Origin of the sequence: Fodinibius sp. SL11, from assembly GCF_052060035.1 — a bacterium.
Classification (GTDB): Bacteria; Bacteroidota; Rhodothermia; order Balneolales; family Balneolaceae; genus Fodinibius.
On sequence record NZ_JBPOEA010000014.1, the window covers coordinates 66,737 to 78,817 of the forward strand.

Here is a 12,081-nt window from a genome sequence, read left to right on the forward strand (position 1 = left end):
CATCATGAAATTTGCGGTTATAGCAAATCCTCAAAAATATTCCGTTAAAGAACCATTTATTGACCTGCTCAAATGGGCAGATAAACATGAGGTGCAAGTATACTTCTGTTCCGATTTACGCAAATTATACGATGGAGATGACCATCCTTCTGCAGTAATAGTTGAGGACGAAGAGTCAGCCATCGACCAGGCTGATATCATCATTGCACTGGGTGGCGACGGCACGATGCTATATACTGCCCGGCTTATGAAAAGCATCCAAAAACCCATCCTCGGGGTTAACAGTGGCCGACTCGGATTCATGGCTTACACGCAGAAAGAGAATCTCCATCAGGCGCTCGATTATCTTGCTAAAGACAAATATCGCATAGGAAAACGTTATTTGCTGGAAGCCAAAGATAATCAGGGAAACATCTATCATGCGCTTAACGAATTCCTGTTTTCGAAAAAGGATTCAACATCCATGGTAAATGTGAGCGCACAATATGATGAGATGTTTATTAACAACTACTGGGCGGATGGGTTGATTGTCGCTTCGCCCACAGGATCTACAGCTTATAATCTGTCCTCTGGCGGACCTATTGTTATGCCCAGTACCAATGTGATGGTTGTAACCCCCATTAATCCTCACACGCTCACGACCCGTCCGCTGGTTCTCCCCTCCGACAAGCACCTAAAAGTTACCGTCCAGAAACAAGATCACGAGGTGTTATTTTCTTATGATGGACAAATCAATGAAATCTCCAACTATCCCTACGAGGTCAATATAAAACGCTCTAACTTTACTATTGATCTGATTGAGCTGCCCAATCAAAGTTATTTCGACACCCTCCGCAATAAGCTGATGTGGGGCATGGATTCGCGGCAGAGGACTTAAGTCAAAAAGCATTCGGATGTTAATGTTTAACCGCATACTTATCGAACTTTAACATGCCAAAACCACTCCACTTAAACACTTCGCAGACCTGATATTCAGGAGATAAAATAGTATCTTAAACCTGAAATTTTTAATCCCCAAAAATTATTAGTCTCATGAAAGTAACAGTAGTCGGTGCCGGCGGAAATGTCGGTTCAACGGTATCTATGGCAGTAGCCCAACGCGATTTCGCCAAGGAAGTGGTAATGGTGGATATCGTGCAAGAGAAAGACGGAGATAAAATTTATCCCTCCAAAGGACGCGCGCTTGACCAGTGGGAATCATCGCCCATCCATCAGTTTGATACCAAGCTGACCGGAACGGTTGATTATGAAGACACCGCCGGATCAGATGTCTGCGTGATTACCGCAGGAGTACCACGCAAGCCTGGAATGAGTCGTGATGACCTGCTCGAAACCAATGCAAATATTGTTCAAGGCGTTGTTGAACAATTAGTTGAACATTCTCCAAATACTATCATCATTGTGGTTTCAAATCCGCTGGATGTAATGGCACAAGTTGCCCTCGAAACCAGTGGATTTGATTCCAGCCGTGTAATGGGTATGGCGGGTATTTTGGATACGGCTCGCTATCGCTCGTTTCTTGCTGAAAAAATTGGTGTATCTCCAAAAGACATTCAGGCACTGCTACTTGGCGGACACGGAGACACAATGGTGCCTCTTCCTCGCTTCACAACAGTTTGTGGAATGCCCATAACCCAATTTATCGACGAAGATGAACTCGAAGAAATCGTCGAACGTACCAAAGGCGGTGGCGGTGAGCTTGTCAACCTGATGGGAACTTCAGCATGGTATGCACCCGGCGCTGCAGCCGCACAGATGGTCGAAGCGATTATGCTGGATCAAAACCGCGTATTCCCTTGTGCTGCGCACTTAAATGGCGAATACGGGCAAGAGGATCTGTTCTTGGGCGTTCCCGTTAAGTTGGGCAAAGGCGGAATAAAAGAAATTATTGAGGTTGACTTAAACGATGAAGAACAACAACTTTTAGATGAGTCGGCTGATCACGTACATTCTGTACTTAAAGAATTCCGTCAGCTGATGGACAAATAAATCGCAATAAATTTGAGGACGTAAGGCCCTCACTACTTGCATTTAAAAAAGGACTCTGCCGACCATAGCAGAGTCCTTTTTCATTTCACCCCATCTAAGCCAAATGATTCCTCAAAACAGACCGGTAATTACCCCTTCATCATTCACGTCCATATCCTCTGCAGCAGGACGTTTGGGCAGACCCGGCATCAGCATCATATTTCCACAAATTATGACTAAGAATCCCGCCCCAGCCGATAATTGAACATCCGTTACCGTAAGCGTAAAGTCTTTGGGCGCCCCTTTCAGAGAAGAATTATCTGATAGCGATGATTGTGTTTTAGCAATACATATTGGTAAATCTCCGTAGCCAAGCTTTTTATATCTTGCAAGATTTTTAAGCGCCTTTTTCTCAAAATAGATATCACTTGCTCCATATAGTTCGGTAGCGATGGTTTCCACTTTATCCTCGACCGGCTCATCCAGATCATACAGTGTTACCTTTTCAGGATCGGGATTGTTTTCGGCCAAATCCACAGTTTTTTCAGCCAGTTCCGTTACACCTTCACCGCCTTTGGCAAACCCTTCGTGGGCTGCACATTCTACTCCCATCTGCTTACAGAATTCATAGATGCGATCAATTTCGTGCTGGCGATCACCCTTAAACTTGTTGATGGTTACTACAATCGGCGCCTTAAACTTTTTCATATTCTCGATGTGCGCCCGCAGATTCTCCAGCCCTTTTTCAAAAACCTCTGGATCGTCATAACCATTCTGGGCCTGTTCTACTGACAAACCACCATGATATTTTATTGCACGGCAGGTAGCTACAAGTACTATGGCCGACGGCCATATATCGGAGGTCCGGCAAACGATATCAAAGAATTTTTCTGCACCAAGATCAGCTCCAAAACCGGCCTCCGTCACCACATAATCCGCAAGTTTAAGTCCAATTTTATTGCCCAAAATACTGCTCGTACCATGGGCGATATTAGCAAACGGCCCGGCATGAATAAGAGCCGGGACGTGTTCAAGTGTCTGCACCAGGTTAGGCATTATCGCCTCATTTAAAACTACCGCCATCGCTTTATGGGCATCTAAATCACGAGCCCGTATCGCTTCGCCCGATCGGTTGTATCCAACCACAATTTTACCAAGCCGCTCTTTCAGATCTTCGCGCGAAGTAGCCAACGCCAGTATGGCCATAATTTCTGAGGCCGCCGTAATCAAAAAGCTTGATTCACGGGGCACGCCATTTACCTTTCCGCCCAGCCCAACCACGGTATTTCGCAGGGCTCGATCATTCATATCCATCGCCCGGTTCCAGAGCGTATTCGTCACATCAATATCCAGCTCATTTCCTTTGTAGATATGATTGTCCAGCATTGCCGCCAGCAGGTTGTGTGCCGTCGACAAAGCGTGAATATCCCCGTTGAAATGAAGATTAATTCGCTCCATCGGTATTACCTGCGAATATCCCCCGCCGGCCGCTCCACCCTTGATCCCAAATACCGGGCCAAGCGACGGTTCTCGAAGAGCCACAAGCGACTTCTTGCCAATCTTCTGCAAGCCCTGGCTTAATCCGATCGATGTAAGCGTCTTGCCTTCTCCGGCAGGTGTTGGAGTCATTGCCGTAACCAGAATAAGCTTACCGTCGGGACGATCTTTAAATTTTTCTAAAACATTCAATCGAATTTTTCCGGTGTATTTTCCGTAAAACTCAAAATTCTCTTCATCCAGCTCAAGATCTGCCATAAACTGACGCATGTGATTGAGAGGGGCATCTTGTGCAATTTTAATACTTTCTTCCATAATGATATTTTTTCAATTGAAACTCACTGCCTAATCTATTTTAAACAGACAATGCAAGGCCACTTTACCAAACAATATATTAGACAAAAGAGTCTTTTATTTTATTTAATAATGAGGCTAACAAGAATTGTATTAAAGCGCAATATTTAATTAACTGGTATCAGATGTTTTTAGCACCTAATTCTTTCTGATGATCGTTTTTTATCGTCGGCAAGGCCGGTAACAGTTAACTCAAAAAAACAATACATTAAGACCAGTTACCGCTTTACGGAGCTGATACCAAGACAATATCTTCGGCGACCAATCCTTTCTCATTTTCAACCAGATCGAATTCGAAAATAAGGTCACGGCTGGGAAGAAAGTCCGTATCAAAATTATTTTCAAACTGGGATATATGTGCAAAAACGGTACTGTAGGGCGACTCTTCAAAACGGGAATCGGTAATCCAAAGATTTTCTCCTACATCCGTCAAGAATCGAAGAAATCCGTAGCCATCATCATGAGAAAAATCATAACAAACACCACGTACTCGAGAACCTGGCTTACCCCATCCATAGGGCGATTCGATCGGCAGTAAACCGGGTATCAGATAGCCAGAAATATAAACATCTGTTTCTTTTTTCAAGCTTTCTGACATATCATCAAAACCGACAAGCTCAACACGCGCTCCCTTGCGCTGAACCGCATCTACAACGCTAACATAACTGCCATTATTTGTCAGCAACACAATCTTATCCAGATCATCGGCTTGCGTAACCATATCCACGGCCATATCCATATCAACAGTAGACTTTGTGATGACCTCCTCGGTCTCCTCATCCCTGTAATATTGCACCGGCTCTTTGATCACTTTATACTCAAAATCACGCAATACTTCACTAAAACGGGTGGTTTTATCTTTATAATCTTGATCCTCTTGGGCACGTCGTTCATCAAAAGCCAGATAAACATTCATCCGTGAGGGCGACATGCCGTCTCGACAAGCAAACTTGCGCAAAACATCATATCGAAGACCAAATCCACCGTTCATTGTTACATTTACTGCATCAACATAAATACCAACTTTGCCCTTCATAATAATATCACCAAATAGTTTTAAATTATTTGATCCAATAATTTCTCAACCGAACAGGTATTCCTGTAAATCAATCTATAATTCTAACTATCCAGAAAAATCTGGTCTTACTCATCAGATAAATAATTTGGCATCGCCAGTAAGATCATTCCTGCTCCGCCTACCAATAACATTATGAAGCGACTCGTCCATTCCGACTCCATCCATCCTATTGTATAAGGCAAGGCATATAATGAACAGGCGGCAATGAGCATCATCAAAAATGTGCGTCCAAGTTGATAATTGACGGGATATATTTGCACACTTTTATAGTAGAGCATCATGGCCATTGAAGCATAACTTAGAAGGGTTGCGTATGCTGAACCCATCATACCGAAGCTGGGGATTAACAAAAGGTTGGCTACTACCGTTATTCCCGCTCCTAATAACGTAATAACGGGTAACACCTTGGTTTCTTCCTCGATAAATATTCCGGCAGAAAAATTCATATACCAGCCCTGAAACCAGTAGGCTCCCAATAATACGGGGACAATGCTTAATCCCGACCAATATTGTTCGCCTACTACATAGACATCCAGCACCGGTACTTTTATCTGGACGATATGTTGAGCAAACAAGGCCACGACCAAAAAGCAGATTCCGGCAACAACGTTAAAATACCTAAACACATCGCGATAAAGTTCGGGGGCATCGGGATCATCGGACTCACGCAAAAAGAACGGCTGCCATGCCATCCGGAACATCTGCACTAACAGGAGCATAAACACCGACAACTTATAACAAGCACTGTAAATCCCAACCACATCGTCTGGCGACATTTCGGGACTATATAATTCGGCAACAGTGGACGGTGACATGTAGTTACCAAGGAAAAAGCGGTCTAATGTTTCGTTAATAGCATAACCGAGTCCTGCTGGAATAAAAGGCAATCCAAATTTAAGAGCTCCGCGAAAAACCGGCGTATCCCAATTGCCTGAAAGCATGGGTGCTGTCGCAATCCAGAGAGCAATGACCGTCAACCCGGAGGCTATAAGGCTTGCAAAAAAAACAGCTTCTATACCCCAATTGAGCCCAAGAATTAAATAAAACTGAAGGCCGACATTAACAAAAATGTTGCCGGTTTTAAATATGGCAAACAACCATTGGCGCCGCACCAGCCGAAGTTCGGCAAAGGGTACCAGTACCATGGTATCGAACCAGAGAATACCAAGCATCATCCAATAAAGGCTCTCACTTCCAGTGGATTCCAAGCTCATTGCCGGCATCAGTACAGGAGCAAGAAAAACAAGCAACACAACCAGAACCGTGGAAAGTGCACCCAATCCCATCTGCAGCGTTTTGAAGACGTTTTTGGCCTGGTCTCGATCTTTGGCATAACGCAAGTAGGCTGATTCCATCCCAAAAGTAAAAACCACATTCAGGAACGCGAGCCCGGCATATACTAAACTCACCACCCCGTACTGCGATGTGCTGAATACATCGGTATGCAGTGGCACCAACAGGTAGCCGATGAACCGAGCCAGCACGCTGCTAATCCCATAAATAAGTGTATCAGAAAGTAGTTCTCGAAGCTTTTTCAATGGATACGATTATTTCAACTGTATTATATACCCTCTATGACATTTTGAATTATTCATCATTGACTAACTGCTCAAGAGCATGTACCCCAAGAAGATAACTTTGTTTCCCAAAGCCGGTAATAATGCCATCTGCTACTGCTCCCGTAAGGGTGTGCTCCCGAAATTCTTCACGCGCATGGATATTGGAAAGGTGTACCTCTACTTTAGGTATATCAATTAAATCCAGTGCATCACGGATAGCAACCGAGGTGTGCGAAAATCCTCCAAAATTAACAATTGCCCCATCAAAGTCACTGGTCATAAGCGCCTGAATAGCCTCTACCAGTTCTCCCTCTAAATTACTCTGAAAAAAGGTCATTTCGTGCTTGGGAAACGAGTCGATAAGCAACTGCTCAATATCTTCCAGCGTATCGGTCCCATACTGTTCGGGATCTCGTTTGCCCAACATATTAAGGTTGGGACCATTTAAAACGGATATTTTCATAGAGATACCTCAGCTGCAATCTTTTCTTTAAGCTCAATCATCCGTTCCTCGCTCACCGACACATTATGCCCCAGCGCCATCACCTGATTGGTTTTATATAAGGGAATCAAATGCACATGGGCATGCGGCACTTCCAACCCCTGTACAATAACACCGGTTCGAAGCGGATTGAGTGCTTTATCGATAGCTTTGGCAATATGCCTGGATATCTCCATGGTACTTTGCATCAGCTCATCCGGCAAATCAAAAAAGTAGTCTATCTCTTTTTTGGGGACCACCAATGTATGTCCCTCGGCAATGGGATTAATATCTAAAAAAGCGATATGTTCTTCGGTTTCGGCTACCTTGTGGCAGGGAATATCCCCCTCAATTATTTTCGTAAATATCGTAGACATAGCAGTTATTTCTCCTATACGCAGACTTCGTAAAAGATACTGTTAGCAGATTGCTCTGCAAAGCTTAGCGTAGTTGGGTTAGAATTAGCAGTTAGCAGAATCCCGATTGATTACCTTATTGTCAAATTTGTGACCATAATTTTTCATTTTTGCTCACAATACCAAGCTACTGTATAGCACGATATTTCATATTCGACTCATCAACTTCAATTGTACCCTCATCAATTCCCCAGTCCAGGTAACCCAGCACTTCTGACAAAACCAAAAATAGGGCACCCTGTTTTATGGCATCAGCAAAAATACGGTGTGACAAATCCAATAACGACATCGACTCCTTTCGTAACAGCTGCTTTATTTTCTGATATCGCTTTTTATGTTCGCCAAGATGATGCTCTGCTACCGCTGCAGCATTTTTTATAATTTCTCCATGACCGGGCAGTACCAAACCACCTTGCTCACGAATCCATTTTAGCGATTTGCGGTACTGCAATAAACTTTTATTGCGCTGGTCCGTTTTCGTGTCAAAATTAATTAAGGCATTGGTACTGATATGTCCCAGTAAAAGATCTCCGCCAAAAATCACCCCTCGGTTACTTTTATATGACACATGACCGGGAGCATGGCCGGGAGTATGTACCACTTCAAATGAAAGCTCCCCGCTGTTAAGCACAGCACCTTCTTCTATCCATTCAGGTTCAATAGCCAGCTGAAACTGCTGCAGCCAATCCAGCTGATCAATCATCATCTGAGTATCATCTCGGGGAATGTGATGCTTTCGAAAAAACGCCTCAAATAAATCGGCATCATCGTTTCCTCTAAAATTTGAACGCTCCAGGGGATGCCCGAATACCGTTGCTCCCGCACGATCGGCAAGTCGGGCGGCCTGCCCGTAATGATCCGGATGCCCGTGGGTAAGCCAAATCTCATCAATATCCTTGACTGTTAATCCCTCTTTTTTTAGATGGTGTCGAACACACTCATAGGCATCGTCAGCATATTGCCCAGTATCAACCAGTACATTTTTTTCGTCTTTAATCAAGTAGCTGAAAACGTCGCCCACGGCAAATGGAGTAGGAATCCTAACAGGATAAATAGAATATTCTTTTAAGCTATCGGGGTACAACACGCTTGTTATTTTAAAATTTGAAAATACGTTGAATGTACAATTTTTTTTATACAATCGACCAATTCCGCATCCCTTTATTTGGATTACCATGGGAATAAAATTTTGTCTCATTTTTTCCTTGAAATTAGTTTGAGTAAATCCGTATATTTGGAATCTGTTTTTAACCCGAGAGTCGGTAGCTCAGTTGGTAGAGCAACGCCCTTTTAAGGCGTGGGTCGTGGGTTCGATCCCCTCCCGACTCACAATATGCAATGAAACTCTCTCTAAGCCTCTGCTGGTTGATAGCCTCAGAGGCTTTTTTTGTATAATTCAAAGTAAAACGGTTAAAGAATCTTGGAATGTAACTACCGTTAACTTTCGTTGAATGTGATACATATTTATTCCAACTTTAGTTGATTTCACTTAATCTGATTCTATGCCCGAAAACAAGAAGCAGCAAAACCCGAACAAAAACGATCAAAAAAAGAATAAAGGATTTCAGGGGCCTGGCGGCAAACATCAGTATACCTTTTACTGGATTGTCTTAGCAGCACTGTTTGGCTTTTGGTTATTCAGCTCCCAAAGCGGTGGACTTTTCGGAGGTCCTCCTACTATTGATTACAGTGAATTTCGTAATCAGATCACCTCTGAAAATGTCAAAAAAGTCGTTATTCAAGGTGATCAAGTTAGCGGCGATCTTAAAGAAGCGACACAACTCAAGGCTTCGGAGAACGATACTACCCACTATCAAAGTTTTAATACCTATCTGCCCTCTTTTGGGGATGATAAACTGATGAGCATGCTTGAAGAGCATGAGGTGACCGTTGAAACAAGACCCAAAAGTGATTTCAACTGGTGGACGGTCTTACTTTGGGGGTTGCCACTTATCTTTCTCATTATGATCGGCTTCCAATTCTTCCGGCAAATGCGCATGCAGGGACAGAATATGTTTAAAATCGGTGAAAGCAAGGCCAAACTACAGGATGCAGAAAAGGTCAAAACAACCTTTGATGATGTAGCGGGTCTTGAAGGTGCCAAAACCGAATTGCAGGAAGTAGTCAGCTTTTTAAAGAATCCAGATAAATTTGATTCACTGGGTGGCGAAATTCCGCGTGGCTTACTCATGGTAGGCCCTCCCGGTACCGGTAAAACGCTACTGGCTCGTGCAGTAGCCGGCGAAGCAGGAGTACCATTTTTTACGATTACCGGCTCCGACTTTATGGAGATGTTTGTTGGTGTGGGGGCCAAGCGTGTTCGTGATATGTTCAACAAAGCAAAAGAGAAAGAACCGGCCATTATCTTTATTGATGAGATTGATTCCATTGGACGTAAACGTGGCGCCGGACTTGGTGGTGGACATGATGAACGCGAACAAACGCTCAACCAACTGCTTTCGGAGCTCGACGGTTTTGAAAAAAACGAAGGCGTTGTAGTGATGGCTGCAACCAACCGTCCTGATATTTTGGACAAAGCGTTGCTGCGCCCTGGCCGCTTCGATCGCCAGATTACCGTACATCTACCCACACAGGAACATCGGGAGCAAATTCTGGAAATCCACGCCCAAAACAAGAAAGTTTCGGACGATGTGGATCTTAAAGAAATTGCTCGTTCGACTCCCGGATTTAGCGGTGCTGATTTGCAGAATCTTCTTAACGAAGCAGCACTTATTGCGGCACGTTACAAACGTAAAGCCATTGAGCAACAAGATATTGATCAAGCCCGTGACAAAGTAATGATGGGACTCAAGCGTGAAGGTATTAGACTTACCGATCACGAAAAAAGATTGTTAGCCTACCACGAGGCCGGACATGCTATTGTCGCAGCCACGTTACCTAACACCGATCCCATCCATAAAGTAACGGTCATACCACGCGGTAAGGCAATGGGTGTGACCATGCAAATGCCGGATAAAGAAAAGTATTTATACGAGAAAAAGTATATGCTCGACCGTATGGCCGTGATGATGGGAGGGCGTGCTGCCGAGAATCTCATCTTTGATACCTCTACCAGTGGAGCTGAAAACGATCTCAAACAAATCAGGAAACTGGCCCGTAAGATGGTACTCGATTGGGGGATGAGTGATAAATTTAACAACATTGCCTTTGGCAGTCAGCGCGAACAAGTATTCCTGGGTGAACAAATGGGCAGCTCCAAAGAGTACAGTGAAAATACGGCCCGGGAAGTAGATGAGGAAGTTCTTAGAATCCTCAAAGAGGCATATGACCGTGCCATAACAACCATTACCGAACACAGAGATATTCTGGACAAGCTTGCTGATGAACTTATCGAACACGAAGAAGTATCCGGCAAGAAAGTCATGGAATGGTTAAATGGATCGTTGGAGGATGGTACTTCCAATCTGGAGGAAGATCAAAACAACGATATCACTTCTGAACCGGAGAAAGATGGATCTTCTGATGAGAAAACTACAGAGGAGGATCAAGAAACCTCTTCACCAACGAAAACCTCTAAAAAACCTAATCGTAGTAATGAAGAAGAGGAGTAACAACCGTACTTACTTCCTCTTTTTTGAATGCTTTTGATTCTCAATGCATTAAGTAATGGTGTAACCATCATTACTTAATGTATCATAAAGCTACAGTACTATGACGACGTATAAAGTAATTTTTGAGAGTGGCGTTACCGTAGATATTGAGGCCGGATCTATTGAGCTAAATGACGTACTCGACAAGGTAGAAATTAAGGATGACAATGGGAAAGAGATGGAAGAAGTATACCTGAACTTTGAGGATATCTCTGCAATTATTCCAAAATAAATCAAACCATACACTCCTTATCCCTCCCCTTCCAAAAATGCATCTGTAGGTATTAATCTAATATTTTCATAACCTTATAGATAATAGATGTTTATACCATAATTTAAATTTTCGAGGGGGTCATATGCTTAAAGAGTTTAAAGAGTTTGCTATCAAGGGAAGTGTGGTAGATATGGCAGTGGGTATTATAATTGGCGCTGCCTTTACCAGCGTAGTTCAATCTTTGGTAAAAGATATACTAATGCCTCCATTAGGGTTATTGATGGGCGGGGTTGATTTCTCAGAACTTTTTGTTGTATTGAAGGAAGGAAGTATTCCACCTCCTTATGCTACCATATCTTCTGCCCAAGAAGTCGGTGCCGTCACCTTAAATTACGGAGTATTTATAAATGCAGCTATAAGCTTTCTGATCGTTTCCTTCGCTGTCTTTGTTTTGATTCGATACATCAATAAACTCAAAAGGCCCGAAGAAAAACCTGAGCCTGTAGCCCCATCCATAAAAAAATGCTCATTCTGTTTTTCGGATATTCCTGTAAAAGCTACACGCTGCCCCCATTGTACTGCGGAATTGGAAGCATAACCTTATAACCTTATTCTATAATTCTCCGGTTATGTAAGAAGATTAAATTATATAAACACTGCAACAATTACCGTGTACAACACAGCACCAATGCCTGCAGCCATAAGAGCCAACGGAATCTGTGTTTTGACGTGATCCATCAAATCGCTGCCGGTGGCCAGCGACGAAAGAATCGTCGTATCAGAAATAGGCGAACACTGATCGCCGAATACACTGCCGCCGACTACAGCTCCAAAACAAAGCGTGATAAAAAAGGGATCAGGCAGTATGGTCCAGGCCAGCGGCATCGCTACCGGAAATACGAC

The 12,081-nt window shown here is 43.5% G+C and carries 12 protein-coding genes and 1 tRNA gene; 6 read left to right on the plus strand and 7 right to left on the minus strand.

Annotation, left to right across the window (positions count from 1 at the left end; translation table 11 throughout):
• Window positions 1-4 precede the first annotated feature (4 nt).
• Window positions 5-877, plus strand: a complete 873-nt coding sequence (locus tag ACQ76V_RS13245; RefSeq protein ID WP_441000984.1) for an NAD(+)/NADH kinase — start codon at window positions 5-7, stop codon at window positions 875-877.
• Window positions 878-1,032: 155 nt separating this feature from the next.
• Window positions 1,033-1,989, plus strand: coding sequence for a malate dehydrogenase (gene mdh / locus ACQ76V_RS13250; RefSeq protein ID WP_441000985.1), 957 nt, complete (start codon window positions 1,033-1,035; stop codon window positions 1,987-1,989).
• Between the two features lie 111 nt (window positions 1,990-2,100).
• Here the strand turns inward: mdh and ACQ76V_RS13255 are convergent, their stop codons facing one another.
• The 6 genes from ACQ76V_RS13255 to ACQ76V_RS13280 form a co-directional block, all read right to left on the minus strand.
• Window positions 2,101-3,780 (minus strand): formate--tetrahydrofolate ligase, encoded by a 1,680-nt coding sequence (locus ACQ76V_RS13255; protein ID WP_441000986.1) that lies wholly within the window; start codon window positions 3,778-3,780, stop codon window positions 2,101-2,103.
• A gap of 265 nt (window positions 3,781-4,045) precedes the next feature.
• Window positions 4,046-4,855, minus strand: coding sequence for a LabA-like NYN domain-containing protein (locus ACQ76V_RS13260; RefSeq protein ID WP_441000987.1), 810 nt, complete (start codon window positions 4,853-4,855; stop codon window positions 4,046-4,048).
• Between the two features lie 107 nt (window positions 4,856-4,962).
• The gene (locus ACQ76V_RS13265) at window positions 4,963-6,435 is read right to left on the minus strand and encodes a lipopolysaccharide biosynthesis protein (RefSeq protein ID WP_441000988.1); all 1,473 of its coding nucleotides are present in this window, start codon (window positions 6,433-6,435) and stop codon (window positions 4,963-4,965) included.
• 49 nt (window positions 6,436-6,484) lie between these two features.
• Window positions 6,485-6,919 carry a type II 3-dehydroquinate dehydratase gene (gene aroQ, locus ACQ76V_RS13270; protein ID WP_441000989.1) on the minus strand — a complete coding sequence of 145 codons (435 nt, stop codon included), beginning with the start codon at window positions 6,917-6,919 and terminating at the stop codon, window positions 6,485-6,487.
• On the minus strand, window positions 6,916-7,314 hold the full coding sequence (locus ACQ76V_RS13275; protein WP_441000990.1) for an HIT family protein: 399 nt from the start codon (window positions 7,312-7,314) through the stop codon (window positions 6,916-6,918). Before ACQ76V_RS13275 ends, aroQ begins: the two co-directional genes overlap by 4 nt.
• 166 nt (window positions 7,315-7,480) lie before the next feature.
• Entirely contained in the window at window positions 7,481-8,551 is a 1,071-nt protein-coding gene (locus ACQ76V_RS13280) for an MBL fold metallo-hydrolase (RefSeq protein ID WP_441000991.1), read from the minus strand.
• A 58-nt stretch (window positions 8,552-8,609) separates the two neighbouring features.
• On the opposite strand from ACQ76V_RS13280, the gene ACQ76V_RS13285 reads away from it, so the two are divergent.
• The 4 genes from ACQ76V_RS13285 to mscL all read left to right on the plus strand — a co-directional run bounded on the left by ACQ76V_RS13285 (window position 8,610) and on the right by mscL (window position 11,776).
• Window positions 8,610-8,682, plus strand: a tRNA-Lys gene (locus ACQ76V_RS13285).
• 173 nt (window positions 8,683-8,855) lie between these two features.
• Window positions 8,856-10,925 (plus strand): ATP-dependent zinc metalloprotease FtsH, encoded by a 2,070-nt coding sequence (gene ftsH, locus ACQ76V_RS13290; RefSeq protein WP_441000992.1) that lies wholly within the window; start codon window positions 8,856-8,858, stop codon window positions 10,923-10,925.
• 100 nt (window positions 10,926-11,025) lie between these two features.
• Window positions 11,026-11,196, plus strand: a complete 171-nt coding sequence (locus ACQ76V_RS13295; RefSeq protein WP_441000993.1) for a hypothetical protein — start codon at window positions 11,026-11,028, stop codon at window positions 11,194-11,196.
• Window positions 11,197-11,320: 124 nt separating this feature from the next.
• Entirely contained in the window at window positions 11,321-11,776 is a 456-nt protein-coding gene (gene mscL, locus ACQ76V_RS13300; protein WP_441000994.1) for a large-conductance mechanosensitive channel protein MscL, read from the plus strand.
• A 47-nt stretch (window positions 11,777-11,823) separates the two neighbouring features.
• Here the strand turns inward: mscL and ACQ76V_RS13305 are convergent.
• The coding region (locus tag ACQ76V_RS13305; protein WP_441000995.1) for a Na+/H+ antiporter NhaC family protein at window positions 11,824-12,081 on the minus strand (258 nt) is incomplete at its 5' end.